Here is a 26,278-nt window from a genome sequence, read left to right on the forward strand (position 1 = left end):
AATTAACCGCCTCGATTTCAGGAAGACCCTGAAACGCGTCGAGCAAGGAGAAGGGCCGCCCAATCGAGCGGCCCTTTTTCTTTGGGTGCAATGCTGGGTGAGTTAGCGTCGAGGTTCGATGGGGCGGCGGTGGCGGCGCAGCAGGCGCACTGCCGCGGTCAGGCGTCGCCATATCTGCTGCACCAGACCGTGCCGGCGGGTGCGCCAGACAGCGATTCTCACCTGCAGCGCCTGCCATGCCGGCGTTGCCTGCAGGGCGGCCACCATTCGCTGTTTCCACGCCAGAAAAGCAGATTCCCAGCGGGCATACCAGGCAATCGTGTGCAATTGCGGCCGCACGGCCGAATAGATGCGCACGCCCAGCCCAGTGCTAACGACTTTGGCAGCCACCAGAACTAGCGTGCCCGCAATCAGATGGCCACGTGCCAGCACGTAAACAGCTGCCAGCTTGAATGGCAGTAGCGCGAGCATGGGCAGGGCAAAGGCGCTGAGCGCTTCGATGGGTTCCAGTTCGGCCAACTTCCGCTCTGCCGCCTGAACCCAGGAATGCTCCGCCAAGCGGATGGTTGCCCGCTGCATGACGTTCCAGATCCACTCTTCGAACAGCAGGATGAGCGCCGCCGCGACGATCAGACTGCGCTTGGCCAAGGATTCACGAGACATTGGAAAGGAGAGTAGGCGGCGGGCCGCAATACAGGATGGAGCGCCGGTCACGCACAAAAGTTCGCAATTTGAGCGTGCGAGACATTTCTAGCGCACACAAAAAACCCGGCCGAAGCCGGGTTAAAGGTACCCACTGATCACCACTGAGGACAGTTTTTCGGTAGCGGGACCGAGGAGACAATCTAACGAACACGGTGGAATGGACCGGCGGGCGTGCGTTTCGGTTCCGCGCAAATGCGCGCAAACGGTGTGTTTGGAGGTGTGGCTCGGCGGCCAAAACAAAACGGGCCTCCCGAAGGAGGCCCGCTTGAACAACCGAGTGACTACGGTCGCTTAGGCAGCGGTCGTGGCCGACTTCTTGCCCGTGGCAGCACGCGCTTGGGCCGAAGCTTGGGCGGTTGCCTTGCTTGCAGCGTTGGCAGCAGCGTGGAAGTTGCTTTCAGCCAGTTCCACGGCTTGCTTGGTGGCCTTCTGCACCGAGTCGTAGGCGTTGTTGGCAGCCGACAGTGCCGACTTCACCAGGGCAACAGCCGATTCCGAACCTGCCGGAGCGTTCTTCGACACGTTGTCGACCAGCGCTTGCAGCTTGCGGCTGTTCTCAGCGATTTGCGATTCAGCGGCCTTGCTGAATTCGGTTTGCGTGTCCGAAGCGATTTCGTACAGGTGGCGGCTGTAAGCCAGAACCTTTTCAGCCAGCGGCTGCACAGCGGCGGTTTGCACCGACAGCAGCTCTTGAGCATCCTTGGCGGACAGGGCCTTCTTGGCGTGTTCGACGTTCTCGGCCAAGGTGGCCTTGACGACCTGCAGGTTCAGTTCGACCAGCTTTTCGACGCCTTCAAATGCCTTGTTGGTCAGGCCGAAGAACGTTTCCAGATTGGCTTTGTGCGCCGCAGCGATCTGTTCCTGAGTCAGCATGTTGTCTCTCCAATTACAAAGGTGGGTCGGGGAATCAAAATAAGAATTTAGATCGCCCAGATGTACAAAGCATGACGGTCAGCGTCGAGCCTTCCAGGCGACATCGCGGTGCATTAGGGATGGTGCATCGCAACAATTTCATTGTTGTTGAATGCCAAATGAGTGTCAAGCGTTCTTTGTGCATCGCACAAAAATCAGAATTAGCTGATTTTCTATGCAGAACAATTGCGCAACCAACCGTTTGGCGTAACTTTTTGTGGCATGAAAATGCGCGTCCGTGGTGCGTGTGAAATGCATTTAGCCACTTCGTTCGGCAACTTCGTCTCAAAAAACATACGGGAGCAGCGTAGGTTAGGATGCGCCCGAGTGCCATTCTTGTTGCGTTGCGATTCTTTGTTCACATGCGGGCGTTCTATACAGACCACTTTGTTTTGCCGCTGCCGCCTGGCCATCGGTTTCCCATGCGCAAGTACAGCGACCTGCGGGCGCGGGTGCTGGCCGACGTACCGGGACTGTCCATGCACGAGGCGCCGCGCGCCGATGACGACGCGTTGTTGCTGGCGCACACACTCGAGTACGTTAGTGCAGTCAGTGCGGGGCAACTCGACCCGGCACGCCAGCGCGAGATCGGCTTTCCGTGGTCGCCGGAAATGGTGGAGCGCAGCCGCCGTTCGGCCGGCGCCACGATGGCCGCCTGCGAGGCGGCGCTGGCGGATGGCGTTGCCGTGAATATGGCGGGCGGTACGCATCATGCCTATGCAGATAAAGGCGGTGGCTTTTGCGTATTCAACGACGCGGCAATCGCCTCGCGCTGGATGCAGCGCCGGCCGGGCAGGGCGCCGGCGGATTTTCCGGTCGCCATCGTCGATCTGGATGTGCATCAGGGCAATGGCACCGCGTCGATCCTGCGCGACGATACGACCGTGTTTACGCTGTCGCTGCACGGCGAGAAGAACTACCCGTTCCGCAAGGAAGCGTCGGACCTCGATATCGGCCTGCATGATGGCTGCGGCGACGAGGACTATCTACAGGCACTGACCGGCGCACTCGATATCCTGGCCGGGCGCTTCAAGCCGCAGTTGATCATCTATCTGGCTGGCGCCGATCCCCACGAGGGCGATCGTCTGGGCCGGCTCAAACTGACCCTGCAGGGCCTGGCCCGGCGTGATCAGGAAGTCTTCGACTTCGCCTACCTGCGACGCATACCGATTGCCGTTACCATGGCGGGCGGCTACGGCAACAATATTAGCGACACCGTGGCCGTTCATGCGCAGACCATCGCGCTGGCTGCCAAGTATGCACAGCGCTGGGCCGCACGCGACGCCGCCGCATCGATCTCTCTTCCGCTTTCCGCATGACCCAAGCGTTTTCTGCCGCGCCAACCTCGGCGCGTAACTCCCTGTTTGTCGTCGCCATGCCGTGGCTGTTCGTGCTGATCTGGAGCACGGGCTTTATCGTGGCCAAGTACGGCATGCCGTACGCCGAGCCAATCACCTTCCTCTTCTTCCGGTTTGTTGGCGTGCTGGTGTGCCTGTTGCCGCTGGTGTGGCTGGCGCATGTGCGGCTGCCGCGTCGTGCGGGCACAGGCGAGACCGATTGGGCGACCGTTGGCCACATCGCGGTGGCCGGGGTGTTGATGCAATGGGGTTATCTGGCGGGCGTCTGGGCTGCAGTCAAACTGGGCATGCCGGCGGGGATGACCGCGCTGATCGTCGGCATGCAACCCATCCTGACCGCGCTCTATGTGTCGATGCGCGGTGAGCGTGTCTCCGGCCGCCAATGGCTGGGCTTGCTGTGCGGTATCGGCGGCGTGGGTCTGGTGGTGGCCAACAAGCTGCATCTGGCCGGTGTGGGCGCAACGACGCTCGCGTTGTGTGTGGGTGCGCTGCTGTCGATCACGATCGGCACGTTGTATCAGAAGCGCCATTGCCCATTATTCGATTTGCGTATGGGCGCGTGCATCCAGTTCGGCGCATCGGCGCTGCTGTGTCTGCCGTTCATGTTTCTGTTTGAAACGCGCGAGGTGCATTGGACGGCGCAGATGATCGGCTCGCTGGTGTGGTCGGTGCTGGCCTTGTCGATCGGTGCGATCTCGCTGCTGTTTGTGCTGATTCGCAAGGGCGCGGCCACCAAGGTGACGTCGCTCCTGTATCTCACGCCGCCCACGACAGCCGTGATGGCCTGGGCGTTGTTCGGCGAGCGTTTTCCGCCGCTCGCAGCGCTCGGCATGGTGATTGCCGCGTGCGGTGTGGCGCTTGTCATCCGCAAGTGACTGCCGATAAGCGGCTGGCGTATCCTGAACACTTTCCATTGACCCGCCTGCCGCCCATGAGCACGCTCCGTCAGACGCGCGACGACTATCGCCACTTCCACACCATCACCACGCGCTGGATGGACAACGATGTCTACGGCCACGTCAACAACGTCGTTTACTACAGCTACTTCGATACCGTGGTGAACGCCTACCTGATCGAGCAAGGCGTGCTGAACCCCGAGCACAGCGACACCATCGGCCTCGTCATCGAGACGCAATGCAATTACTTCGCGCCGCTGTCGTTTCCTGATCCCGTTGTGGCGGGGATGCGCGTGGCGCGCTTGGGCAACAGCAGCGTGCGCTATGAGGTGGGTCTGTTCCGTGGCGACTCACAAGAGGCCGCCGCACAAGGCCATTTCGTGCACGTCTATGTCGATCGCGAAACGCGCCGGCCTGTGCCGTTGCCCGACGCGCTGCGCGCCGTGCTTGAACCGCTTGCAACTGGCATCGCCGCCTGAGTTTTCGTATCGCCATCGCCATCGCCATCGCTATCGCTATCGCCATGACCGACCGACGCCCCACCTCTGCCGAAGTCGAACTCGTCGATCAGGCAATCACTTCGCGCCGCTCGGTACGCGCGTTTCTGCCCACGCCTGTTGCGCGCGAAGACATTGAGGCGATTCTGGATGTGGCACGCCGCGCACCATCCGGCAGCAATACGCAGCCATGGAAGGTCTACGTGCTGACAGGCGAATCGAAAGCACGCTTGTCCGAATCCGTACTTGCAGCGTACGACCATCCGGAAGTCGACACGCTGCATCGCGAGGAATATCCGTACTACCCGCGCACGTGGATCGATCCGTACCAGAGCCGGCGCCGCAAGGTCGGCTGGGATCTCTATGGCTTGCTCGGCATCGAACGCGCCGACAAAGCGCGCATGCACGCGCAGCACGCTCGCAACTTCCGTTTTTTCGATGCTCCAGTCGGCATCATCTTTACCATCGACCGTGTGATGGAGCAGGGTAGTTGGCTCGATTACGGCATGTTCCTCGAAGCCGTCATGGTGGGTGCCCGCGCGCGCGGCATCGATACGTGTCCGCAGGCCGCTTTCACGCAGTTCCATCGGATCATCGGTGAGCATCTCGGTCTGACCGATGACGAGATGGTCGTCTGCGGCATGTCGATGGGCTATGCGAACCCCACCGCCATCGAGAACACGCTCCTTACCGAGCGCGCACCTGTCTCCGACTTCACTCGCTTCTTCGACTGACGTCGTTATCACGGCGCCGCTTGCACGCTACAGCGCACTTCTTCGTGCAAAGCGCGAATTGGCGCTGAAAAATCATCGAATTCTGTCAACAGACTCGACCGATGTGTCGTTAGACTTCCATCATGCGACTCCGTGTACGACGCGAGCGTGTTGTGAGGAAGTGCCGGGCCTGGTTGCACACCGTGATTGTCGTCATGCGCGATGGAATCCCGGGGCAATTTCCGACTCCGTTCTGATCCCGCACACAACGTCATGTGCTGTTTGCGCAACTTTCTTCGCGATCTGAATCCTGCCGAAGCAGACAATTGCGTCGAAATGATGACCGAATGATAAGGCTCCAGAGGTCAAACTTTAAGGCCGTGAGCTAAGTCCTTCATCTTGCTTAGAATTTTGTTTTTGCCTACACTTGCGCCATCTCACGCGCGGGTGATCGAACCATGTCACGGTCTGTTTCCTCATTTTTTCGACGTCTCGGCTTCGTTTCGCTGATGACCGTCGCGCTCGCTGCCGCCTCCGTCGCTACCGTGGCCAGCGCTGCCACTACTGACAAAAAGCCCGCTGCCAGCAAGAAAGCCACAGTCAAATCCAAAGGCAAAACCGTCGCCAATCGCAAGGCCAGCGCCAAAGTCGCGGCTGCGAGCAACGATGAAGTCGCCTCCACCAAAGTCCGCAAGGTCGTCACCGTCAAAGGCAAGCGCCGCGTGATCTTGGTCGAGCGGGGTGCGCATCCGGTGCGCGCCGCCTTCGTGCCCGCCGCTCCGACGCTGGGTGAAGCGATGGGTCTGCGTTCGACGCCCGATGCGCTGGCGCTGCGTTCGTCCGTCGCGCTGGTGATGGATCAGAACAGTGGTGAAGTGCTGTTCCAGAAGAATTCGTCGGCCGTGCTGCCGATCGCCTCGATCACCAAGTTGATGACTGCGCTGGTTGTGACCGACGCGCATCAGCCGATGGACGAGTTGCTTGAGATCACCGATGACGATCGCGACTACGAGCGCAACACCGGTTCGCGTCTGCGCTTTGGCACGATGCTCACGCGTGAAGACCTGCTGCTGCTGGCGCTGATGTCGTCGGAAAACCGTGCCGCCTCGGCGCTGGGCCGCAACTACCCGGGCGGTCGCCCGGCATTCGTTGCCGCCATGAACCGCAAGGCGCGCGAGCTGGGCATGAACGACACGCACTATGTCGATTCGAATGGCCTGTCGAGCAGTAATGTGTCGAGCGCACAGGATCTTGCCAAGATCGTGATGGCGGCTTACAAGGTGCCGCAGATCCGTCAGTTCACGACCACGACGGAACATACCGTCAACGCCAACGGCCGCACGCTGCACTACGTCAACACCAATCGCCTGGTGCGTGGCGGTGAATGGGACATTGGCTTGCAGAAGACCGGCTTCATCAACGAAGCAGGCCGCTGCCTGGTGATGCAGGCCAACGTGCACGGTCGCAATGTCGTGATGGTGTTCCTGGATTCGGCCGGTAACCTGACGCGCTTTGCGGATGCCACGCGCGTACGCAACTGGCTGGAGCGCAGTCCGCATATCGAGCAGGCCACGCAAGCTGCGGCGCCGCTGCGCAATGTGCCGGTGTCCACGCAACCGGCAACTGTGTTGGCGTCGGAGCAGCACGGCGCCTGAGCTACTGCGTCACCCAACAAAAAAGCGCGTTCGATGACGCGCTTTTTTGTTGGGTAAAACCGGCGCTTACTCAGCGCGCACGGCGTCCTCTTCATACGTGTAACCCATGCCTTTGGAGATCTGCAGGGCGGTGTCCTTGAGGTTGTCGAGCCAGCTGTCTTGCAACCGGTCGGCCGGTGCAGACAGCGATAAGCCCGCCACCAGCCGGTTTGAATCATCGTAGATTCCAGCGGCGATACAGCGCACACCGAGTTCCAGCTCTTCGTTGTCGCGCGCGTAGCCGTTGGTGCGCACCCAGTTGAGTTCGCGTTCGAGCTTAGGCAGATCGGTGATCGATGTGCGCGTGTGGCCGGACAAACCGGTGCGCGTGGCATAGGCCCGCACGCGGCCGAGTTCATCGGCGGCGAGAAACAGCTTGCCGACCGACGTCAGATGCAGCGGCGCGCGGCCACCGATGGCGCGCACCACTTGCATGCCAGAGCGCTCGGAATACGCACGCTCGATGTAGACGATTTCGTCGCCCTGGCGTACCGAGAGGTTGACCGTCTGGCCGGTCAAGCGGTGCAGGGCGCGCATCGGCGCGAGCGCCGCTTCACGCACCGACAGGCGCGCTTTGACGAGGTTACCCAGTTCCAGCAAACGCATGCCGAGACGGTAGCTGCCCGGGTCGGAACGATCGACAAAGCGGCAAGCCACCATGTCGTTCAGGATGCGGTGCGCGGTAGACGGGTGCAAGCCGGTGCTGGCGGACAGCGCTTTCAGGCTGACCGGATCGGCATGATCGGCGAGCGCGTCGAGCAGCATCATCATGCGTTCGATGACCTGGATAGACGTCTTGCCGGGGTCCTTGTCTGCTTCTGCCATGGGTGCAGTGGGTTGCGGATGCGATGCAAAATTCTATCCCACGATGTGAAAATACGCACCATCCCGACGCATGATTCCGGGTATTTTTGAGGACTTTCTCAGTCGGCGCGCAGTTGTGCTTGGCGGGGCCTGGTGAAGCGCACTCACCACTGGCATGAAGAAGTTCTATGCCATGAGAACCGCGCCGGGCGGAGCATCGGGCGCATAATGGTGGCTTCCCGCAGAACACACGAGACTCCTCATGCGCGTAGGTTTGTTTGTCACTTGCCTCATCGATCTGATGCGGCCCGACATCGGGTTTTCGGTGCTCAAGCTGCTGGAAAAGGCCGGTTACGACGTTGTGGTGCCGCCCGCGCAAACCTGCTGCGGCCAGCCTGCCTACAACTCTGGTGATCGCCCGCTGGCACGCCATCTGGCCGAGAAAACGCTCAAGGAATTCGAGCAGTTCGACTACGTGGTCATCCCCTCTGGCTCGTGCGGCGGCATGATCCGCAAGGGCTATGCAGACCTCTTCCGTGACGACCCGGAACTCGCCGCCCGCTACGAGCGCCTGGCGCCCCGCGTGCATGAATTGACTGATTTCCTCGTCAACGTGGCGCACATCGAATCGCTCGACTCTGAATTCAAGGGCCACGTGACGTACCACGACTCGTGCTCCGGCCTGCGTGAACTGGGCGTCAAGGCGCAGCCGCGTGAGTTGCTGGGCAAGCTGCCCGGCGTGCAGTTGACCGAGATGCCAGCGTGCGAGGCATGCTGCGGGTTCGGCGGCACGTTCTCGATCAAGTACGGCGATATCTCTACCGCCATCGCCGATGAGAAGTGCGCCAACATCAAGGCCAGCGGCGCCGATGCCGTGGTGCTCGGTGACGTGGGTTGCATGCTCAACATCGAAGGCCGCCTGCGCCGCACGGGCGATACGCAAACGCGCGTGCTCCACATCGCGCAAATCCTCGCCGGCGACGCATAAACCACAGCTGCCCAAGAACACGACGGAGACGCAATCGCATGCAAGTCCGCAGCATGGAATTCAAGGCGCGCGCCGGGCAAAAGCTTGCCGACAAGCGCCTGCAGCAGAACCTCACCAAGCTCTCGACCAAGTTCGTCACCGCGCGCGCGGCGGCCATCCAGGAAATCGATTTTCCGGCCACGCGTGAGGCGCTGAAGGAGCGTCGCAACCGTGCGCTCGAGAACCTCGACGTCTGGCTGGCGACGTTTGAAGCGGAAGCGACGCGCCGCGGTGCCACGGTGCTCTTTGCCGAGACCACGGCGGATGCTGCGCGCCTCGTCGCCGAGATTGCCCGCAAGCACGACGTGAAGAAGGTCATCAAGAGCAAGTCGATGGTGACCGAGGAAATGCGCCTGAACCAGGTGCTCGGCGAGATGGGCGTGCAGAGCATCGAGACCGATCTGGGCGAATACATCCTCCAGATCAACGACAGCGAACCGCCGTCGCACATCATCGCGCCGGTGGTGCACAAGGATAAGGAAGAGATTGCCGACCTTTTCGCCAAGACACACAACAAGCCGCGCCTGACTGACATTCCTGAGATGACGCGCGAGGCGCGCGAAGTGTTGCGGCCAGAGTTCCTGTCGGCCGATATGGGCGTGACGGGCGGCAACTTCATCATTGCCGAGACGGGTTCGGTGGCGATCGTCACCAACGAGGGCAACGAGGGTATGTGCACGATCATGCCGCGTGTGCACGTTGCCGTGACGGGTATCGAGAAGGTGCTGCCAACGCTTGAAGACTTGGCGACCGTGATGCGCCTGTTGCCACGTTCGGCTACGGGGCAGGCAATCTCGAATTACTTTTCGTTGCTAACCGGCCCGCGTGCGCCGGGCGAGCAGGACGGCCCTGAGCATATGTATTTCGTGATCGTTGACGGCGGCCGCAGCGGCCTGATCGGCGGCGAATTTCAGGAGATGCTGCGTTGCATTCGGTGCGGGGCGTGCATGAACCACTGCCCGGTCTATCAGAAGATCGGCGGCCATGCCTACGGTTGGGTGTATCCGGGCCCGATGGGCAGCGTGCTGACGCCGAGCTACGTTGGACTGTCGAATGCGCTGGATCTGCCGCAGGCCGCCACGTTGTGCGGCGAATGCAACCGCGTGTGTCCCGCGTCCATCCCGTTGTCCGACTTGCTGCGCACGTTGCGTGAGAAGCAGATGGAGCGCGAACTGCGCCCGCAATCGGAGCGCTTTGGCCTGCGCATGTGGGGGTTCATGGCGCGGCGTCCGGCGTTGTACTCGGCCGGTACCTGGGTTGCTGCGCGTGTGCTGCGCTGGATGGGCGGTGACAAGAAACTGATTCACTCGCTGCCCGTGGGCAAGGGCTGGACGGATACGCGCGACATGCCGGCCCCCGCAGGCAAGACGTTCCGCGAGCTGTATCGCGAAAAGAAGGCGCGAGCATGACTGCCACTGAATCCCTTCAGACACTGCGAGGCGCGCTCGATCGTCACGCGAAATCGTCTGATCTGCCGCACCTGCTCAAGACGTGGCGCGACGATGCGGTGCTCGCGCCGTTGACGGTCCTGCCACCCGCATATGATCAGGTGCGCCACTCGCTGCTGCAGCGGCTCGACATGGCGGTCTCGTTTGGCGAAGAGAGCTGTTCGTTCTCGCCGTCGTCGCTGCTGGCCGAAATGCGCTTGTGGACGGACAAGGCCGAGGCGAAGCTCGCCAGCATGTAACCGGCGGTCGACATGGAACGCAGGATGCGTGCTAGTGTCTGACACGTTATTCCCGTGCCAGCCGACGCGCCATGAACCAGACCGCCCGCGAAATCATGCTGTACGACGCCCAGAAGAAAAGCACGGGCGTGGCTTATCTGTGGTGGTTCCTGTTGGGCTTCCTGGGTGCGCACCGTTTCTATATGAAGCGACCCGGCAGCGGCATCGCGCAGGCTATCGCCAATATTGGCGGTACATGGCTGGCATTCCGCGATATGGGTAACACGGCCGGCTGGGTATTGGCCGTCATCGGTGGGCTGTGGGTGCTGGTGGATATGTTCCTGATCCCGGGGATGGTCCGCGCGTACAACACAGTGCTTGCCGAGCGGCTCTCGGCCACGCCTTGAAAGGCCTCGATCTCATGAACAAGACGACTTGGTGGAAACGTGCCGCGCTGTGGGCGGCTGGTTTGGCTTGCATTGGTGGCGCACTGACAGGTTGCACGACCTCGCGCGATCAATACAGAGATAGCTCCAACGTCAGCGCATATGGCGTAGTGGATGTGGGTATCGAGCGCACCTCGCGCTGACCGTCATTCCGTGGCGGATGTCGCATCCTCAAACGGCCGCCATTCCCCATTGATCAGCAGCTCCAGCGGCTGGAACAACGCCTTGTAGGCCATCTTGCGGCTTTGCTTGATCCAATAGCCGAGATAGACGTAGGGCAGGTCCAGCGCCTGCGCCTGGGCGATCTGCCACAGCACGTTGTACGTCCCGTAGCTCGCCTTTTGCTCGATTGGATCGTAGAACGTGTAGACGGAAGACAGGCCGTCTTCCAGCACATCAATCATGCTGACCATGCGCAGCTTGCCCGCCCATGGCGATTCGGGCGGCTCGCGAAACTCCACCAAACGCGAATTCACGCGACTCTGTAGTAAAAATTGCTCGTATTGGTCGCGGCTGTCGTGATCCATGCCACCGCCCGCATGGCGGACTGACTGGTACAGCAGGTAGAGCTGATAGTGCTCTTCGACATAGGTGAGCGGCGCCACCAGCGCTTCAAGCGCTTGATGCCGCTCGGCGGCCCGGCGTTGGGCGCGCGACGGCGAGTATTGATCAACGACGACGCGGCATGGCGTGCACGCATGACAGTCGTCGCAATGGGGGCGGTACGTGAAGATCCCACTGCGCCGGAACCCGGCCCGCACGAGCTTGGAGTAAACATCTGCGTTGATCAGGTGCGCTGGCGTGGCAACCTGCGAGCGCGCCAGGCGGCCATCCAGGTAGCTGCATGCATAAGGCGCGGTGGCATAGAACTGCAATGCCGAGAGGGGGAGTTCCTTAAGCTTGCTCATTGCGCACGGTCCACCGGCGGAGCACCGATTTGTCGAAATGCCAAGGCACGATGGCCGGCGCATTGGCTGCTTCGCGCACATGTGCGAGAAACGCCGCGCGCGGCACAGGTGCCCCGCCCAGCGACGCCAGATGCTCTGTCTCCTGCTGGCAGTCTATCATCGCGACGCCCTGACCGCCGAGGAAGGCGCACAGCGCCGCCAGCGCTATTTTCGAGGCATCAGTGCGGTGCGCAAACATCGATTCGCCGTAGAACATGCGGCCGAGCGCCACCCCATACAGCCCGCCCACGCGTTCCCCCGCGTACCAAGCCTCGACACTGTGCGCATAGCCGCGGCGGTGCAGGGCGGTGTAGGCGAGGATCACGTCTTCGGTAATCCACGTGCCGTGCTGGCCGGGGCGCGCAGTCGTGGCGCAGGCGACCATCGTGTCGCGGAAGGCGTGATCGATGCGGATTTCCCAGGCAGGGTCATCGAGCACGCGGCGCAGCGTCTTGCGAAACGTGGTCGACACACGAAAATCTTCGGGGCGCAGCACCATGCGCGGATCTGTGCTCCACCACAGCACCGGCTGACCCTGGGCGTACCACGGAAAAATGCCCTGTCGATAGGCAATCAGCAGCCGCTGTGGCGATAGCTCTGCGCTGGCAGCAAGCAGCCCAGGCGCTTCGGACTCAGGCCCGAGCGCGCGATCGGCCGGCGGGAAGGGATCGTGCGGATCCAGCCAGGCGATCATGATTCGGACAACGTTGGTTTGAAGTTATGACGTCGTGGCCGGCGTATCGATCACGGCCGAGCGCATCGGCTTGTAGATGTCGAGCGTATGGAGGCGGAAGCTGCCATCGGCCAGCTTGCCCGCCGCGCGGTCGGCGAAGAAGCACCGCAGTGTGTGGATGACCGTCGGGAAGGCGAGGTCATCCCAGGGGATGTCGGCTTCATTGAATAGCGCGACTTCAAGGCTTTCTTCGCCCGCTGCGAAATCCAGATCGTTCAACTTGGCCAGATAGAACAGGTGTACCTGGTGCACGTGCGGCACATTGAGCACCGAGTAAAGCTCGCCGATCTCGACGTTGGCGCCAGCTTCTTCCTGCGTCTCGCGCAAAGCTGCCTGTGCAGTGGTCTCGCCGATTTCCATGAAACCTGCGGGCAAGGTCCAGAAGCCGTAGCGCGGCTCGATGGCGCGTTTGCACAGGAGAATTTGATCGTTCCAAACGGGCACCGTGCCGACCACATTGCGCGGATTCACGTAGTGAATCGTATTGCAGTGGTCGCAAACGTCGCGCAGTCGGTTGTCTCCGGCGGGAATGCGCGAGACGATTGACTGGCCGCAGTTGGAACAGAATTTCATGGGGAATCGTCGCGGGTGGAATGTCTCAGTGTATCACCGCGGCGTAGCGGCCCTGCGTGGCAGAGGTATCGACTGAGTTGCACACGAAACGGTGCGTAAAAACGTAGAAAAGCAAAAAGCCCGCTGTGTGCGGGCTTCATGATTCGGCTCAGGTCTTGGAGCGAGCCGCTCTACTTGGCTGGTTGCGGGGGCAGGATTTGAACCTGCGACCTTCGGGTTATGAGCCCGACGAGCTGCCAGACTGCTCCACCCCGCGTCCGTCGAATAAAAGAGTATAGCGATATCTGTGCGGCGATGCAACACCTTTTCTGCGGGAGGTACATCGCAATGGTGCTTGATGTTCGTGCGACGGGCCCGCAAAGCGAAGCGTCGACCTGTTGTTAGACAGATCGTGTGCCGCAATGTTCGAAAGCGGTGCGCTCGATGCATTGTGGGGCGCTGGCCGTTTACAATGCCGCCTTTCGCGCTCTCCTCTTGATTCCGATCGTGCTTAACGCCCTGTATCCGCTTGCCCGTCCGCTGCTGTTTTCGATGGACCCCGAAGACGCGCATCACTTCACGTTGAATCAGCTCAAGCGGGCGCATGCGTTGGGGCTCTCGGGTTGCATTGGTGGCCGCGTTGCGCCGCAGCCGCGCACGGTGATGGGCGTCAAGTTTCCCAACCCGGTGGGTCTGGCTGCTGGCTTGGACAAGGACGGTGCGTATATCGATGCGCTTGGCGCGCTCGGTTTTGGCTTTATTGAAGTTGGCACGGTCACGCCGCGCGCGCAGCCGGGCAACCCGCGCCCGCGCATGTTCCGCTTGCCGGCGGCCAATGCGCTCATCAACCGGATGGGTTTCAACAACGGCGGTGTGGATGCATTCATCAATAACGTGAGGGCATCGAAGTGGCGCGAGGGGGGCGGCGTGCTCGGCTTGAACATCGGCAAGAATGCCGATACGCCTATCGAACGTGCCGTCGACGATTATCTGCATTGCCTTGAGCGTGTGTATCCGCACGCCAGCTACGTGACGGTGAATATTTCGTCGCCGAACACAAAGAACTTGCGCCAGCTCCAGGGCGCGAGTGAGCTGGACAGCCTGCTCGGCACCCTGCGCGATGCACAGCAGCGTTTGGCCGACCAGCACAAGCGCTACGTGCCGGTGGCACTGAAGATCGCGCCGGATCTGGACGACGATCAGATTGCCAACGTGGCCGATGCGCTGCTGCGTCACAAGATGGATGGCGTGATCGCCACGAACACGACGATCCGCCGTGAGGCCGTGGCCGGTCTGGCGCACGCTGAGGAGGCGGGCGGCTTGTCTGGCCAGCCGGTGCGTGACGGCTCGACGCACGTGATTCGCGCCTTGCATGGTTTGCTGGGCGACGCCGTGCCGATTATTGGTGTGGGCGGCATCCTGGCCGGTGAGCACGCGCGCGAGAAGATCGACGCCGGCGCGCAGCTGGTGCAGCTCTATACGGGATTGATCTATCGCGGCCCTGCGCTGGTGGCGGAATGCGCCCGCGCACTGGCGCGTTGAAAACAGCTGGCAGCGCCTAGCGGCGGAACAGGAAGATGATGAGCGCGCTGGCGGCCACCACAGCGGCTGCCAGGTCGTACGGGCCAGCGTAGTCGGCCCAGACCGCCGGGTCGAGGCGCTGCATGAACGCCGACTGCGTCCACGGCAGGATCATGCGCGGGATGGCAAACAATAGGACAGCCACGACCAGCAGCACGATCAGTGCAGTCAACGAAGGCTTGGAGCGCCCCCAGATGCGGATGGATGAGTGGGGCAAGGCCGTCCCCGTTTTTGAGGTGCTGGGCGGCCGATCGCCAGTCGCTCAACAAAGTTTTGCAATAAAGGTTTGTCGGGCATTTTCCTACAAAGTTCTGTCGGCCGCAGTCCTACTTTTGGCTATGTGCGGCACAGCATGCACAACCTGTTGCCAGTACGCGAAGCCGCGCCAGTTGGCGCCGCGCAATGTGATCTATGCTGATTTTGTGTGCTCGGGCAGTATGTCTTCGGCCCATCAGAACGCTTTACCAGTGCGGCAGCGCATCGTGACGCACCGCGGCAACGAATGGCCGTTCGAGGGGTTGGCGTGACAGAGGCGGGGAGTACAATCCGCCCTCATTGTGCATTGCACTATTTTTGAGCGGCCAGCCATTCGGCCGATTTCCAAGTTCATGAGTCAAGCTCTCACAGCAACCGGGTCGCCCCAGACCAACGTGAACCTGCGCGCCATGGTGATCGGCGCCGTGGGTGTGGTGTTCGGAGATATCGGCACCAGCCCGCTGTATTCGCTCAAGGAATGCTTCAGCCCTGACCACGGCATTCCGTTCTCCAGCGGCGCGGTGCTCGGCATCATCTCCATGCTGTTCTGGGCGATGGTGATCGTGGTGTCGCTCAAGTACGTGCTGTTCGTCATGCGTGCTGACAACAACGGCGAAGGTGGCATCCTGGCGCTCATGGCGCTGTCGCTGCGCACGGCCAATACCAGTTCAAAGCGCATGTCACTGCTGATGATGCTGGGCGTCTTCGGCGCGTGCATGTTCTACGGCGATGCGGTGATCACGCCTGCCATCTCGGTGCTATCTGCCATGGAAGGCCTGGAGATTGCCGCGCCGTCGCTCACGCCGTTTGTGCTGCCGATCACGATCGTGATCCTGGCGGCGCTGTTCCTGATCCAGCGCAGCGGCACGTCGGTGGTCGGCAAGCTGTTCGGCCCAGTGATGTTGCTGTGGTTTGCCGCGCTGGCGGCGCTGGGCATGATGAATCTGGTGAAGGCGCCGCAGATCCTGGTGGCCGTCAACCCGATGTATGCGATTTCGTTCCTGCACAACCATGCACTGCAGGCGTTCATCGTGCTGGGTTCGGTGTTTCTGGTGCTGACCGGCGCTGAGGCGTTGTACGCCGATATGGGCCACTTCGGGGCACGCCCGATCCGTTGGGCGTGGTTCTTTATCGTGGCGCCGAGCCTGCTGCTGAACTACTTTGGCCAGGGTGCGATGTTGCTGACCGACCCGAGCACAGTCGAAAACCCGTTCTACCGTTCAGTGCCCGAAGCGCTGCAACTGCCGATGGTGGTGCTGGCTGCAGCAGCCACCGTGATTGCCTCGCAGGCGGTTATCTCTGGCGCGTTCTCGCTGACGAGCCAGGCGATTCAGCTTGGATTTGTGCCGCGCATGCGCATCCGCTACACATCGGAAGCCGAAATCGGCCAGATCTACGTGCCGATGGTCAACTGGATGCTATTGATCCTGGTGGTGGGCGTGGTGCTGGCGTTCAAGAAATCTGACAATCTGGCTGCAGCCTACGGCATTGCCGTGACGACCACGATGGTCATCACCACAGTGCTGGCGACGGTGGTGATGCGCTCGGTATGGCGCTGGCATGCGGCGCTGGTGACGCTGGTGAGTCTGGGGTTCCTGGTGGTCGACATGGCGTTCTTCTCGGCCAACCTGCTGAAGATTCGCGATGGCGGGTGGTTCCCGCTGACGCTGGGTGGTGCCGTGTTCTTCCTGCTGATGACCTGGTACAAGGGCAAGAAACTGGTGCGTGCGCGCAGCCTGGAAGACGGTATCCCGCTGGAGCCGTTTCTGGCCGGTCTGCTGGCCCATCCGCCGCATCGTGTGGAAGGTACGGCCGTATTCCTGACGGGTAACACCGAGTTCGTGCCGGTATCGCTATTGCACAACCTGAAACACAACCGCGTGTTGCACGAGCGCGTGATCTTCATCAGTTTCGTCACGCGCGACATTCCGTACGTAGACGACAAGCGCCGCGTGGCCGTGCGCGATCTGGGCCGCGGTCTTTATATCGTCAAGGCAGAGTACGGCTTCAAGGAAACGCCGGATGTGTACCGCGTGCTCGAACTGAGCCAACCGCAAATCGGCACGCGCTGTGAGCTGATGGATACGTCGTTCTTTATTGCGCGCGAATCGGTTGTGCCATCCAAGCTGCCCGGCATGTCGATGTGGCGCGAGCGCCTGTTTGCGTGGATGCATCAGAACGGTGCCAAGCCGTCGGATTTTTTCCACATCCCTGCCAACCGCGTGGTGGAACTGGGGACCAAGGTCGAGATCTGATTCGTCGGCATCGCTGTGTAGCAAAACGGCCCGTGCGAGAGAGACGCACTGGCCGTTTTGTCGAGCGCTACAGGAATTACATCTTCGAGGCAGCGTGGTTACGCTCACGAACCTCGTCGTTGCGCGCATGGACGTCGTGGTTGCGGTCCTTGACGTCGTGGTGCAAGTCACGGCGGTCCTGATGCAGGTCGCGGCGGTCGGTGTTGACCTGACGCTGGTCCTGAGCGCGTTGCTTGTTCCAGTATTCGGCGCCCTTGACGTTGCCATTGGCCAGATCGCGGTTTTCGCGGCGTTGTGCAGTATTGCGCTCGGCGCGCTCGTCAGCCAGGGCGGCCTTGTCCTTGCCGATGTCGGCGCGGTCGTGGCGGATGTCACGGTTGTCGTGACGGATGTCTCGGTTGTCCTGGTGAATCTGCTGGTTGTCTTGTTGCACCTGCGTGGCGGGCGCCACGGGAGCGGGCGGCGTGGTCTGCGCGAAGGCAGCGGTACCGGCGACAGCAAGCAGGGCGGCGATCAGGGTGTGGCTCGTCTTCATGGAGTTTCTCCTCGTGGGTGCCAGGCGGTGTGCCTGTGTCTCCTTAACGGGCCGAAAAGACGCTCTGACGACGCGCGAGTGTTAGAAAAGCTCCATGCGCGTAAGGACTTGTAACGGTCGGGGCAAGAAAAAACCCGCCGAGCCCGAAAGCTGAGCGGGTTCTGCCTTGCAGAATGTGCGTTAGCGCTTGAGTTTGGCGAAGGCTTCGGCCATGGCGCCAGACGGCTCCGGCGTGCGGCGCTGCTGGCCGCCCTGGCGGTTGCCGCCGTGGTTCGGCCGGTCACCGCCGCCGGTGCGCGCAGGGGCCTGGCCGGGCTCGTCCGACAGGCGCATCGTCAGGCCGATCCGGTTGCGCTTCACGTCGACTTCCATCACCTTGACCTTGACGATCTGGCCGGGCTTGACCACCTCGTGCGGGTCACGCACGAACTTGGTGGAGAGCGCCGACACGTGCACCAGCCCGTCCTGATGCACGCCGATATCAATGAACGCACCAAAGGCCGCCACGTTGGTCACCACGCCTTCGAGCACCATGCCGGGCTGCAGGTGCTTGATGTCTTCCACGCCATCCTGGAACGTTGCCGTCTTGAACTCGGGGCGCGGGTCGCGGCCGGGCTTTTCCAGTTCAGAAAGGATGTCGATCACGGTCGGCAGGCCGAACTTCTCGTCGGTGAACTCACGGGCAGTCAGACCACGCAGCGCTTCGCGGTTGCCGAGCACATCGCCGATGCCCTTCTTGATGCTGTCGAGAATGCGTTTGACCACCGGATACGCTTCCGGGTGGACAGACGAACGGTCCAGCGGGTTGTCACCGTTATTCACGCGCAGGAAGCCTGCTGCCTGCTCGAATGTCTTGTCGCCCAGGCGCGGCACATTCTTGAGCGCATCGCGGTTGGCAAACGCGCCGTTGGCATCGCGGTACTCGACGATATTCCTGGCGAGGATCGCGTTCAGGCCCGACACGCGCGCCAGCAGCGGAGCAGATGCCGTGTTCACGTCCACGCCGACCGCGTTCACGCAATCTTCGACGATGGCGTCCAGCGCACGGGCCAGTTCGCGTTGGTTCACATCGTGCTGGTATTGGCCGACGCCGATCGACTTCGGATCGATCTTCACGAGTTCGGCCAGTGGGTCTTGCAGGCGACGCGCGATCGACACCGCGCCACGCAACGACACGTCCAGTTCGGGGAATTCCTTGGCCGCCAGTTCCGACGCCGAATACACCGATGCCCCAGCCTCGCTTACGACGATCTTGGTTAGCTTCACCTCAGGTGCGGATTGGGCCAGAAGTTGCATCAGGTCTTGCACGAGCTTGTCGGTCTCGCGGCTGGCAGTGCCGTTACCAATGGAGACCAGGGCCACGTTGTGCTGCTTGGCCAGGCGTGCCATCGTGGCGAGCGAACCATTCCAGTCACGGCGGGGCTCGTGCGGGTAGATCGTGGCGGTTTCCAGCAGCTTGCCGGTGTGGTCGACCACGGCAATCTTGCAGCCGGTGCGGATGCCCGGGTCGACGCCCATCACGGCCTTCGGGCCAGCCGGCGCGGCCAGCAGCAGGTCGTGCAGATTGCGGCCGAAGATCTTGATGGCTTCCGCTTCCGCCGATTCGCGCAGTTGCGTCAGCAGTTCGGTCTCGATATGCGGCTGGACCTTGACGCGCCAGCACCAGCGGCACACGTCCGACAGCCACTTGTCGGCAGGGCGGCCTTTGTTCTCGATGCCGACATGGCGAGCGATCATGATTTCGCACGGATGCGGGCTCAGCGCGTCTTGTTCTTCGCCCAGGCCGAGCTTGACGAACAGCACGCCCGCATTGCGGCCGCGGAACAGCGCCAGCGCGCGGTGCGATGGCACATTGCGAATGGGCTCGCTGTAGGCGTAGTAGTCGCGGAATTTCTCTTCCTCAGCGGTTTCCTTGCCTTCCACCACGGTCGACGACACTTGGCCCTGATTCCACAGGTGGTCGCGCACCTTGCCGAGCAACTCGGCCGTTTCGCCGAATTGTTCGGAGAGAATGTCGCGCGCGCCGTCCAGCGCGGCCTTTACGTCTGGCACACCGCCGTCGGCAGTCGGGTTGCCGTTCACGAACTTGGCGGCTTCGGCTTGCGGGTCCAGCGTCGGATCAGCCAGCAGCGCCTGGGCCAACGGTTCCAGGCCGCATTCGCGGGCGATCTGCGCGCGCGTGCGGCGCTTGGGTTTATAGGGCAGGTAGAGATCTTCCAGTACCTGCTTGGTCTCAGCCGCCTCAATGGCGGTGCGCAAGACGTCAGTCAGCTTGCCTTGTTCTTCGATAGACGCCAGGATGGCCGCGCGGCGGTCCTCCAGTTCGCGCAGGTACAACAGGCGCTCTTCCAGGTTGCGCAACTGCGTGTCGTCCAGGTTGTCCGTCACTTCCTTGCGGTAACGTGCGATGAAGGGCACGGTGGCGCCCTCGTCCAGCAGTTGCACAGCAGCGGCAACCTGCTGCGGCCTGACCGCCAGTTCAATGGCGATGCGGGAGACGATCTTCTGCAACACGGAATCAGTCATTGCTTCCAGAGAGTGCGATGGAAAGCCGCGCATTTTGCCACAACGCGAACCCTGTTCCTGAGCTGAAATCCGTGGCCGCGCGGCGTTTGCCGCACAGGCGCGGTGATAAAATGCGCATTATGCCTACGCTCCCGTTTTCTGCCCGCTGCCGCGCTGCTGCGCGCCACGCTTCCCGTCTGGTTCTGCCGGCGTTCATGCTGACTTTCGCGGTGCTGGCCGCGCCTGCGTGGGGCCAGTCCCAGCCTGCCGCTGCGCCTGCGGCCGCGGTGCCCGTTACACCGCCGGATTTTGGCGCCGAGCACGATCGCATCACCAGCGCCAAATCCTGGGCCGAATACCGCTACGCACAGGCAGAGCGTGCTTGCTACGACAAATTCCTCGTCACGCGCTGCATCGATAAGGCCAAGGATGCGCGTCGCACGGAGCTCCACTCCATCCGCGAGCGCGAGTTGGCGCTGGACGAAGCCGAGCGCGCTGATCGTGCTGCCCGTCGAGACCAGGAGCGCGCCATCCGCGACGCTCAGTACAATGCCGAGCGCCCCCAGCGTGAAGCCGCCGAGCAGAAGAACCGCACCGATTTTGCGAACAAGCAAGAGCAGCAACGCCTGAACGAAGCGCAGCGCCAAGCTGATGCTCCGCAGCGCGCCGCCAACGCGCAGGCTGCGGCCAAGAAGCAGTCTGATTACGACGCCAAGCTCAAGGCGGCGCAAGAGCAGGGTGCTGCCAACGCCGCCAAGCGTGCCGAGAGCGTCAAGCAGTTCCAGGAAAAGCAGCAAGACGCCGTCAAGCGCCAGAAAGAACTGGATGAGCGCCGCGAACAGACCAAGCGCCGCAACGAGCAAAACCAGAACAACACCAGCCCGCTGGGGTTCTAAACTTCAGCCAAGGCCGGGGTTTCGGAGGAGAGCGATGGACAGCGATCTGAACACGATCTCGCGTCGCATCATTGAATTGCAGATCGAGCACCGCGATCTCGATTTCCTGATCGACCGACTCGCAGCAGCAGCCGATCATGACGAGCTGCAGTTGCGCCGTCTCAAGAAGCGCCGCCTCAAACTCAAGGACACCATCACCCTGCTACAGTTGCAGCTTGAGCCGGACGTGCCGGCTTAGCACACGACAAATGTTGGTTCGATTTCCATCCCGCGAGGCCGCAATCACGTGCGGCCTCCGTCATTTAACCCCACGGATTCCGCGTTGACTTCGCTTTCCCCGCTGGCCGAGCCGTCGGCTGATTCCGACGCCGATGCTGGCGACGCTTCGGCTCCCGCTGCCTCTGTATCCGCCGACGCCCACCATGCTGAGTTGGCGACGCTGTTCGCCGATGAGGGCACGCTGGCCAAGGGCATCGACGGTTACCGGCCTCGCAGCGCGCAGTTGACGATGGCACGAGCCGTGGCCAATGCCATCGAGGCCGCCGATTCCGTGATCGTCGAGGCCGGCACGGGCACGGGCAAGACTTACGCGTATCTCGTTCCGGCGATGCTGTGGGGCGGCAAGGTGATCCTTTCCACGGGGACGAAGAACCTGCAGGACCAGCTCTTCCTGCGCGATATTCCGACGGTGCGCAAGGCGCTGAATGCGCCGGTGTCGGTGGCGCTGCTCAAGGGGCGCGCCAACTACGTTTGCCATTACCACGTGGAGCGCACGTCGCAGAACGGGCGCCTGTCTTCCCGTCAGGATGCAGCGTGGCTGCGCCAGATCAATCTCTTTCTGAAGACCACGAAGACGGGCGACAAGGCGGAGCTTGCCAGCGTGCCCGAGAACGCACCGGTGTGGAACCTCGTCACATCCACGCGCGACAATTGCCTCGGTTCGGACTGCGCATACTACAAGGACTGCTTTGTCATGCGCGCCCGCAAAGAGGCGCAGCAGGCCGACGTGGTGGTGGTCAACCATCACCTGTTCTTTGCGGACGTGATGTTGAAGGACACCGGCATGGCCGAGTTGCTGCCGGCCGCCAACACGATCATCTTCGACGAAGCGCATCAACTGCCCGAAACCGCCACGCTGTTCTTCGGTGAGACCATCTCCACGAATCAGATTCTCGAACTCGCGCGCGACAGTGTGGCTGAAGGCCTTTCACATGCGCGCGACGCGGTGGATTGGGTCGCGATTGCAGCGCCGCTGGAACGTGCCGCGCGCGATTTGCGCCTGGTTTTCCGTCAGGATGGCTCGCGCCTGTCGATCAAGCAGATCGACAACGATGCGGCGATCGCCAAGCCGTTCTACGAGGTCTTGCCGAAGCTGGAACAAGCGCTGTCCGACTTCACTGGCGCGCTGGAAGCCCAAGCCGAGCGCGCCGAGACCATCGAGCAATGCCACCGTCGCGCTGTTGCGCTATGCGAGAAGCTCGAAGCATGGGCTGATCCCAAACCACCGCAAGCTTCCCAAAAGGGCGACGACGAGACAGGCAACACCCCGCCGCCCGTTGACGAACGCGTGCGCTGGGTCGAGGTGTTCGCCAATTCCGTGCAACTGCACCTGACGCCGCTGTCGATCGCGCCGATCTTTTCGCGCCAGCGCGCCGGCCAGCCGCGCGCGTGGGTCTTTACCTCGGCCACGCTGTCTGTGCGTGGCAACTTTACGCATTACGCGGCGCAACTCGGCCTCGATCGCGATCGTTCGATGACGCTCGACAGCCCGTTCGACTATGCGTCGCAAGGGCTGCTGTACGTCCCCCGCGATTTGCCGCAACCGAGCGATCCGCGCTTCACCGACGCCGTGCTTGACGCCACCTTGCCGCTGATTGACGCGGCGGGCGGCAAGACGTTCTTGCTATGCACGACGCTGCGCGCCGTCAACCGCGCAGCGGAGCGGTTGGCTGATGAGTTCGCGCAACGCGGTTGGGATTTTCCGCTACTCGTGCAGGGCCAAGCCAGCCGTACGGAACTGTTGGACCGTTTCCGCGCGCTCGGCAACGCCGTGCTCATCGGCAGTCAGAGCTTCTGGGAAGGTGTGGATGTGCGTGGCGAGGCGCTCTCGTTGGTGGTGATCGACAAGCTGCCGTTTGCCCCGCCAGACGACCCGGTGCTCAGCGCCCGCATGGAAGCACTGGAGAAAAAAGGGCTGAGCCCGTTTGCCGTGCATCAGTTGCCGCACGCGGTGATTACGCTCAAGCAGGGCGCGGGGCGGTTGATTCGCTCCGAGACCGATCGCGGCGTGTTGATGATCTGTGACCCGCGGCTGGTTGAGAAAAACTACGGTCGCCAGATCTGGCAGAGTTTGCCGCCATTCAAGCGCACCCGGGAGGCCGAGACGGCTGCCGAATTTCTGCGCTCCCTGCGGCCGGATTCGGATGATCCGCCCGCCAGCGATACGGAAGACTGATCTGCACGCACAAACAAAAAGCCCGGCCAATCCGACCGGGCTTTTTGCTGTGCTGTTCAAGCGCTGCTTACCACCATTGGTACCAGGGCTTGTCTTTCTTGCGCTGGCCGTAGGCGAGGAAATCGCTCTTCGGGTAGTTCTGCTTGATGATGCGCTCGGTGTCGTCGCGCATGTCTTTCATGCCCAGCGCCTCGTACGACTTCATCATGATGTACAGCGCCTCTTCCACAGCCGGTGCGCGGTCGTAATCCTTGATGGCGTCCTGTGCGCGGTTGACGGCAGCCAGGTATGCGCCGCGGCGGTAGTAGTAGCGCGCGGCGCCCACTTCATGCTCGGCCATCGCGTTCACGATGTACTGCATGCGCTGGGTGGCATCCGGCGTGTACTTGCTGTTCGGGAAGCGCGTGATCAGCGTCTTGAATGCATCATAGGCAGCGCGTGCGGCCTTCGGGTCGCGCTCGCTCAAATCCTGGTTCGAGAAACGGCCGAGCCAGCCCAGGTTGTCGTTGAAGTTGATCAGGCCCTTGAGGTAGTAGGCGTAATCAACGCTGGGGTGATTCGGGTGCAGTTGGATGAAGCGATCAACCGAGGCCAGCGCGGCAGCCGTCTCGCCATCCTTGTAGTTGGCGTAGGCGGTTTCGATCTGGGCTTGTTGCGCGTACTGGCCGAACGGATAGCGGCTTTCGAGCTTTTCGTAGTACTTGACGGCCTTGGCGTAGTCACCGCCATCGAGCGAGTCCTTCGCTTCCGAATATAATTTGTTGGCTGACCAGCCAGCCGTTTCATCTTGCTGCTCCGGCAGGATGCCGCAGGCCGAGATAGCCAGGCACGCAATACCTGCCACCAACACTGCTCCGATTCGCGCGCGGATTTGACTACCAAAACGCGCCTGCTTTACGCTCGTGACCGACATGGGCACCTTTTCTGAATGAAAAATCGCATCAAGCATTATAGCCCAAGCCCTGTGTCAGACGACGCAGTGGCTGACGTTTCCCTCACTGCGCAGGAAACCTCACAGGACACCGACGAGGCCCTCGACGATGAGGCACTGGATCTGTCTGCCGCCGGCGCGGCCCAGGCAGCCCAGCCGATTATCGTAGAGATTCCCGAAGCCATGCACGGCGAGCGCCTGGACAAGGCGCTCGCCAAGCTGCTGCCCGACTATTCACGCAGTCGCCTGCAGCAATGGATTGACGCCGGCGCGGTACGCGTCCGTGGCGAGGTGGTGCGTCCGCGTGCGGCCATCTCTGGCGGTGATCGTATTGAGGTTGTGCCGCAACGCGCGGCCGATGAGAGCGCCTTCGTCGCCGAGCCCATCGATCTGGATGTGGTGTACGAAGACGACACGCTGCTCGTCATCAACAAGCCTGCCGGGCTGGTTGTACATCCGGCTGCCGGCAACTGGAGCGGCACGGTGCTCAACGGCCTGCTGCACCGTTATCCGGACGCCGTGGAGTTGCCGCGTGCTGGCATTGTCCATCGTCTCGACAAGGACACCTCCGGCCTGATGGTGGTTGCGCGTACGCTGCCCGCGCAGACGGATCTCGTGCGCCAATTGCAGGCACGTACCGTCAAGCGGACTTATCTGGCGCTCGTGTGGGGCGAAACGCCCGAAGAGGCGACGATTGACGCCCCGATCGGCCGCGACCCGCGCGACCGCACGCGCATGGCTATCATCGAGACGGCCAGCGGCAAGCCGGCGCGCACGCATTTCAAGACGCTGGACGTGGTGGACTTGGGGCGCGCGCAGGTGTCGCTCGTACGCTGCCAGCTGGAAACCGGCCGGACGCACCAGATTCGTGTGCACTTTGAATCGGAAGGGCATCCGCTGCTTGGCGATCCGGTGTACACACGCAACTTCCGACGTGGCCAGCCGCAGACGATCAAGGCGCCGTTGCCGGTGCCGTTTGCGCGGCAGGCGCTGCACGCGGTGCGTCTGGGGCTCGTGCATCCGGCCTCGGGCAAATCGGTGCACTGGGAAGCCGGCGTGCCAGAGGATTTTGCCGACCTGCTGGAAGCCCTCGAATTGGACCCCGATACCGATGTCAACTGACTGGATCGTCCCCGACTGGCCCGCGCATTCGCATGTCAAAGCGCTGGCAACGACCCGCCTGGGTGGCGTCAGCGCAGGACCATACGGATTGGCCGGCGGTTTGCCGGGCGGCCTGAACCTTGGCCAGCACGTTGGCGATGCGCCGGAAGCCGTTGCTCAGAATCGCCGCATCTTGCGTGCGGCGCTGCCAACCGAGCCGACGTGGATGGAGCAGGTACACGGCACCGGTGTGGCCGATCTGGATCAACTCGCGGGCACGTCAGCGCCCGTGGTGGCCGATGCGGCGGTGGCGTCCTGGCGGGATCGCGTCTGCGTGGTCATGACGGCCGATTGCCTGCCTGTCTTGCTGAGCGACGCTCGCGGCGTAACCGTGGGTGCGGCGCATGCTGGCTGGCGAGGTTTATGCGGCGGCGTGATCGAGCGCACGCTCGATGCCATGACGCAACGGCTGCGCGCCAGCGGCCAGGAAGCCGATCCAACGTGGCTGGCATGGCTGGGGCCAGCTATCGGGCCATCGTGCTTTGAAGTGGGTGCCGAAGTGCGCCAAGCCTTTATCGACGCTGCGGTGCCCGGCGAACTGCCTGCCACGGAAGCGGCGTTCGTGAAGGGTGCATCCGCGGGCAAGTTCTTCGCTGATCTGTATGCGTTGGCTCGGTTGCGGCTGGCGCGCGTCGGCTGTACCGACGTGTACGGCGGCGGCCTGTGCACGATGACGGACGCCGAGCGCTTCTATTCGTATCGCCGGGAGCGCACCACGGGCCGCATGGCCACGTTGATCTGGCGCGCAGCGTGA

The 26,278-nt window shown here is 62.2% G+C and carries 27 protein-coding genes and 1 tRNA gene; 17 read left to right on the top strand and 11 right to left on the bottom strand.

The features are described 5' to 3' along the window. Positions 1-102: 102 nt before the first annotated feature. Both PSUB009319_RS10940 and PSUB009319_RS10945 read right to left on the bottom strand, forming a co-directional pair. A complete protein-coding gene (locus PSUB009319_RS10940; protein ID WP_124382437.1) occupies positions 103-663 on the bottom strand; it encodes a hypothetical protein in 561 nt (186 codons plus the stop codon). Between the two features lie 333 nt (positions 664-996). Continuing rightward, complete coding sequence (locus tag PSUB009319_RS10945; RefSeq protein ID WP_124382256.1) at positions 997-1,578, bottom strand: phasin family protein; 582 nt, start codon at positions 1,576-1,578, stop codon at positions 997-999. A 356-nt stretch (positions 1,579-1,934) separates the two neighbouring features. Between PSUB009319_RS10945 and PSUB009319_RS10950 the strand changes: the two genes are divergently transcribed. The 5 genes from PSUB009319_RS10950 to pbpG all read left to right on the top strand — a co-directional run bounded on the left by PSUB009319_RS10950 (position 1,935) and on the right by pbpG (position 6,736). Continuing rightward, the gene (locus PSUB009319_RS10950; RefSeq protein WP_124382257.1) at positions 1,935-2,936 is read left to right on the top strand and encodes a histone deacetylase; all 1,002 of its coding nucleotides are present in this window, start codon (positions 1,935-1,937) and stop codon (positions 2,934-2,936) included. Beyond that, the gene (locus tag PSUB009319_RS10955; protein ID WP_124382258.1) at positions 2,933-3,850 is read left to right on the top strand and encodes a DMT family transporter; all 918 of its coding nucleotides are present in this window, start codon (positions 2,933-2,935) and stop codon (positions 3,848-3,850) included. Before PSUB009319_RS10950 ends, PSUB009319_RS10955 begins: the two co-directional genes overlap by 4 nt. A gap of 56 nt (positions 3,851-3,906) precedes the next feature. Continuing rightward, a complete protein-coding gene (locus PSUB009319_RS10960; protein ID WP_124382259.1) occupies positions 3,907-4,350 on the top strand; it encodes a thioesterase family protein in 444 nt (147 codons plus the stop codon). A 44-nt stretch (positions 4,351-4,394) separates the two neighbouring features. Further along, on the top strand, positions 4,395-5,102 hold the full coding sequence (locus PSUB009319_RS10965) for a nitroreductase (protein WP_124382260.1): 708 nt from the start codon (positions 4,395-4,397) through the stop codon (positions 5,100-5,102). 437 nt (positions 5,103-5,539) lie between these two features. Then, a complete protein-coding gene (gene pbpG, locus PSUB009319_RS10970) occupies positions 5,540-6,736 on the top strand; it encodes a D-alanyl-D-alanine endopeptidase (RefSeq protein ID WP_124382261.1) in 1,197 nt (398 codons plus the stop codon). 66 nt (positions 6,737-6,802) lie between these two features. On the opposite strand, the gene PSUB009319_RS10975 is transcribed toward pbpG, so the two are convergent. Beyond that, positions 6,803-7,600, bottom strand: coding sequence for an IclR family transcriptional regulator (locus PSUB009319_RS10975; RefSeq protein ID WP_124382262.1), 798 nt, complete (start codon positions 7,598-7,600; stop codon positions 6,803-6,805). A gap of 241 nt (positions 7,601-7,841) precedes the next feature. Here PSUB009319_RS10975 and PSUB009319_RS10980 point away from each other — a divergent pair, with 241 nt between their 5' ends. The 5 genes from PSUB009319_RS10980 (at position 7,842) to PSUB009319_RS22890 (ending at position 10,861) form a co-directional block, all read left to right on the top strand. Beyond that, positions 7,842-8,567, top strand: a complete 726-nt coding sequence (locus tag PSUB009319_RS10980; RefSeq protein ID WP_124382263.1) for a (Fe-S)-binding protein — start codon at positions 7,842-7,844, stop codon at positions 8,565-8,567. A 38-nt stretch (positions 8,568-8,605) separates the two neighbouring features. Next, positions 8,606-10,015: a LutB/LldF family L-lactate oxidation iron-sulfur protein gene (locus PSUB009319_RS10985; RefSeq protein ID WP_124382264.1), complete on the top strand. Its 1,410-nt coding sequence runs from the start codon at positions 8,606-8,608 to the stop codon at positions 10,013-10,015. Next, positions 10,012-10,293 carry a hypothetical protein gene (locus PSUB009319_RS10990; RefSeq protein WP_124382265.1) on the top strand — a complete coding sequence of 94 codons (282 nt, stop codon included), beginning with the start codon at positions 10,012-10,014 and terminating at the stop codon, positions 10,291-10,293. The genes PSUB009319_RS10985 and PSUB009319_RS10990 overlap by 4 nt, the downstream gene beginning before the upstream one ends. 71 nt (positions 10,294-10,364) lie before the next feature. After that, complete coding sequence (locus PSUB009319_RS10995) at positions 10,365-10,679, top strand: TM2 domain-containing protein (RefSeq protein WP_124382266.1); 315 nt, start codon at positions 10,365-10,367, stop codon at positions 10,677-10,679. Positions 10,680-10,693: 14 nt separating this feature from the next. After that, positions 10,694-10,861: a hypothetical protein gene (locus PSUB009319_RS22890; RefSeq protein ID WP_185453445.1), complete on the top strand. Its 168-nt coding sequence runs from the start codon at positions 10,694-10,696 to the stop codon at positions 10,859-10,861. A gap of 3 nt (positions 10,862-10,864) precedes the next feature. Here PSUB009319_RS22890 and PSUB009319_RS11000 read toward each other — a convergent pair whose 3' ends face one another. The 4 genes from PSUB009319_RS11000 to PSUB009319_RS11015 all read right to left on the bottom strand — a co-directional run bounded on the left by PSUB009319_RS11000 (position 10,865) and on the right by PSUB009319_RS11015 (position 13,227). Continuing rightward, positions 10,865-11,626, bottom strand: a complete 762-nt coding sequence (locus PSUB009319_RS11000; RefSeq protein ID WP_124382267.1) for an arginyltransferase — start codon at positions 11,624-11,626, stop codon at positions 10,865-10,867. Beyond that, positions 11,613-12,359, bottom strand: coding sequence for a leucyl/phenylalanyl-tRNA--protein transferase (gene aat, locus PSUB009319_RS11005; protein ID WP_124382268.1), 747 nt, complete (start codon positions 12,357-12,359; stop codon positions 11,613-11,615). Before aat ends, PSUB009319_RS11000 begins: the two co-directional genes overlap by 14 nt. A gap of 24 nt (positions 12,360-12,383) precedes the next feature. After that, positions 12,384-12,971, bottom strand: coding sequence for an NUDIX hydrolase (locus tag PSUB009319_RS11010; RefSeq protein WP_124382269.1), 588 nt, complete (start codon positions 12,969-12,971; stop codon positions 12,384-12,386). 179 nt (positions 12,972-13,150) lie between these two features. After that, positions 13,151-13,227, bottom strand: a tRNA-Met gene (locus tag PSUB009319_RS11015). A gap of 230 nt (positions 13,228-13,457) precedes the next feature. Here PSUB009319_RS11015 and PSUB009319_RS11020 point away from each other — a divergent pair. Then, positions 13,458-14,492 carry a quinone-dependent dihydroorotate dehydrogenase gene (locus PSUB009319_RS11020; protein ID WP_124382270.1) on the top strand — a complete coding sequence of 345 codons (1,035 nt, stop codon included), beginning with the start codon at positions 13,458-13,460 and terminating at the stop codon, positions 14,490-14,492. A 16-nt stretch (positions 14,493-14,508) separates the two neighbouring features. Here PSUB009319_RS11020 and PSUB009319_RS11025 read toward each other — a convergent pair whose 3' ends face one another. Continuing rightward, positions 14,509-14,748 (bottom strand): hypothetical protein, encoded by a 240-nt coding sequence (locus tag PSUB009319_RS11025; protein WP_124382271.1) that lies wholly within the window; start codon positions 14,746-14,748, stop codon positions 14,509-14,511. A gap of 391 nt (positions 14,749-15,139) precedes the next feature. On the opposite strand from PSUB009319_RS11025, the gene PSUB009319_RS11030 reads away from it, so the two are divergent. Then, the gene (locus PSUB009319_RS11030) at positions 15,140-17,041 is read left to right on the top strand and encodes a potassium transporter Kup (RefSeq protein WP_124382272.1); all 1,902 of its coding nucleotides are present in this window, start codon (positions 15,140-15,142) and stop codon (positions 17,039-17,041) included. Between the two features lie 76 nt (positions 17,042-17,117). Here the strand turns inward: PSUB009319_RS11030 and PSUB009319_RS11035 are convergent, their stop codons facing one another. Both PSUB009319_RS11035 and PSUB009319_RS11040 read right to left on the bottom strand, forming a co-directional pair. Further along, a complete protein-coding gene (locus PSUB009319_RS11035) occupies positions 17,118-17,576 on the bottom strand; it encodes a hypothetical protein (RefSeq protein WP_124382273.1) in 459 nt (152 codons plus the stop codon). 180 nt (positions 17,577-17,756) lie between these two features. Further along, complete coding sequence (locus PSUB009319_RS11040) at positions 17,757-20,102, bottom strand: Tex family protein (protein ID WP_124382274.1); 2,346 nt, start codon at positions 20,100-20,102, stop codon at positions 17,757-17,759. A gap of 110 nt (positions 20,103-20,212) precedes the next feature. Between PSUB009319_RS11040 and PSUB009319_RS11045 the strand changes: the two genes are divergently transcribed. From PSUB009319_RS11045 to PSUB009319_RS11055, 3 genes are all read left to right on the top strand, one after another. Next, positions 20,213-20,977, top strand: a complete 765-nt coding sequence (locus tag PSUB009319_RS11045; RefSeq protein ID WP_124382275.1) for a hypothetical protein — start codon at positions 20,213-20,215, stop codon at positions 20,975-20,977. A 34-nt stretch (positions 20,978-21,011) separates the two neighbouring features. After that, the gene (locus tag PSUB009319_RS11050; RefSeq protein ID WP_124382276.1) at positions 21,012-21,215 is read left to right on the top strand and encodes a DUF465 domain-containing protein; all 204 of its coding nucleotides are present in this window, start codon (positions 21,012-21,014) and stop codon (positions 21,213-21,215) included. Between the two features lie 84 nt (positions 21,216-21,299). Next, positions 21,300-23,432, top strand: coding sequence for an ATP-dependent DNA helicase (locus PSUB009319_RS11055; RefSeq protein ID WP_185453447.1), 2,133 nt, complete (start codon positions 21,300-21,302; stop codon positions 23,430-23,432). A 67-nt stretch (positions 23,433-23,499) separates the two neighbouring features. Here PSUB009319_RS11055 and PSUB009319_RS11060 read toward each other — a convergent pair whose 3' ends face one another. Beyond that, positions 23,500-24,345, bottom strand: a complete 846-nt coding sequence (locus tag PSUB009319_RS11060; protein ID WP_185453448.1) for an outer membrane protein assembly factor BamD — start codon at positions 24,343-24,345, stop codon at positions 23,500-23,502. A 15-nt stretch (positions 24,346-24,360) separates the two neighbouring features. On the opposite strand from PSUB009319_RS11060, the gene PSUB009319_RS11065 reads away from it, so the two are divergent. Together PSUB009319_RS11065 and pgeF are read left to right on the top strand one after the other, a co-directional pair. Continuing rightward, positions 24,361-25,485 (top strand): RluA family pseudouridine synthase, encoded by a 1,125-nt coding sequence (locus PSUB009319_RS11065; RefSeq protein WP_124382279.1) that lies wholly within the window; start codon positions 24,361-24,363, stop codon positions 25,483-25,485. Then, a complete protein-coding gene (gene pgeF, locus PSUB009319_RS11070) occupies positions 25,469-26,278 on the top strand; it encodes a peptidoglycan editing factor PgeF (protein WP_124382438.1) in 810 nt (269 codons plus the stop codon). Before PSUB009319_RS11065 ends, pgeF begins: the two co-directional genes overlap by 17 nt.

Origin of the sequence: Ralstonia sp. SET104, assembly GCF_003851545.1 — a bacterium.
Classification (GTDB): Bacteria; Pseudomonadota; Gammaproteobacteria; order Burkholderiales; family Burkholderiaceae; genus Ralstonia.

Bases quoted from the DNA above. Each gene is read 5' to 3' on its own strand.
- PSUB009319_RS11060 (WP_185453448.1), bottom strand. From the start codon at position 24,345: ATGTCGGTCACGAGCGTAAAGCAGGCGCGTTTTGGTAGTCAAATCCGC.
- PSUB009319_RS10980 (WP_124382263.1), top strand. From the start codon at position 7,842: ATGCGCGTAGGTTTGTTTGTCACTTGCCTCATCGATCTGATGCGGCCC.
- PSUB009319_RS10955 (WP_124382258.1), top strand. From the start codon at position 2,933: ATGACCCAAGCGTTTTCTGCCGCGCCAACCTCGGCGCGTAACTCCCTG.
- PSUB009319_RS10960 (WP_124382259.1), top strand. From the start codon at position 3,907: ATGAGCACGCTCCGTCAGACGCGCGACGACTATCGCCACTTCCACACC.
- PSUB009319_RS11010 (WP_124382269.1), bottom strand. From the start codon at position 12,971: ATGAAATTCTGTTCCAACTGCGGCCAGTCAATCGTCTCGCGCATTCCC.
- PSUB009319_RS10945 (WP_124382256.1), bottom strand. From the start codon at position 1,578: ATGCTGACTCAGGAACAGATCGCTGCGGCGCACAAAGCCAATCTGGAA.
- PSUB009319_RS11065 (WP_124382279.1), top strand. From the start codon at position 24,361: ATGAAAAATCGCATCAAGCATTATAGCCCAAGCCCTGTGTCAGACGAC.
- aat (WP_124382268.1), bottom strand. From the start codon at position 12,359: ATGATCGCCTGGCTGGATCCGCACGATCCCTTCCCGCCGGCCGATCGC.
- pbpG (WP_124382261.1), top strand. From the start codon at position 5,540: ATGTCACGGTCTGTTTCCTCATTTTTTCGACGTCTCGGCTTCGTTTCG.
- PSUB009319_RS22890 (WP_185453445.1), top strand. From the start codon at position 10,694: ATGAACAAGACGACTTGGTGGAAACGTGCCGCGCTGTGGGCGGCTGGT.
- PSUB009319_RS10950 (WP_124382257.1), top strand. From the start codon at position 1,935: ATGCGCCCGAGTGCCATTCTTGTTGCGTTGCGATTCTTTGTTCACATG.
- PSUB009319_RS11000 (WP_124382267.1), bottom strand. From the start codon at position 11,626: ATGAGCAAGCTTAAGGAACTCCCCCTCTCGGCATTGCAGTTCTATGCC.
- PSUB009319_RS10990 (WP_124382265.1), top strand. From the start codon at position 10,012: ATGACTGCCACTGAATCCCTTCAGACACTGCGAGGCGCGCTCGATCGT.
- PSUB009319_RS10940 (WP_124382437.1), bottom strand. From the start codon at position 663: ATGTCTCGTGAATCCTTGGCCAAGCGCAGTCTGATCGTCGCGGCGGCG.
- PSUB009319_RS10965 (WP_124382260.1), top strand. From the start codon at position 4,395: ATGACCGACCGACGCCCCACCTCTGCCGAAGTCGAACTCGTCGATCAG.
- PSUB009319_RS10975 (WP_124382262.1), bottom strand. From the start codon at position 7,600: ATGGCAGAAGCAGACAAGGACCCCGGCAAGACGTCTATCCAGGTCATC.
- PSUB009319_RS11050 (WP_124382276.1), top strand. From the start codon at position 21,012: ATGGACAGCGATCTGAACACGATCTCGCGTCGCATCATTGAATTGCAG.
- PSUB009319_RS10995 (WP_124382266.1), top strand. From the start codon at position 10,365: ATGAACCAGACCGCCCGCGAAATCATGCTGTACGACGCCCAGAAGAAA.
- PSUB009319_RS10985 (WP_124382264.1), top strand. From the start codon at position 8,606: ATGCAAGTCCGCAGCATGGAATTCAAGGCGCGCGCCGGGCAAAAGCTT.
- PSUB009319_RS11035 (WP_124382273.1), bottom strand. From the start codon at position 17,576: ATGAAGACGAGCCACACCCTGATCGCCGCCCTGCTTGCTGTCGCCGGT.
- PSUB009319_RS11030 (WP_124382272.1), top strand. From the start codon at position 15,140: ATGAGTCAAGCTCTCACAGCAACCGGGTCGCCCCAGACCAACGTGAAC.
- PSUB009319_RS11045 (WP_124382275.1), top strand. From the start codon at position 20,213: ATGCGCATTATGCCTACGCTCCCGTTTTCTGCCCGCTGCCGCGCTGCT.
- PSUB009319_RS11040 (WP_124382274.1), bottom strand. From the start codon at position 20,102: ATGACTGATTCCGTGTTGCAGAAGATCGTCTCCCGCATCGCCATTGAA.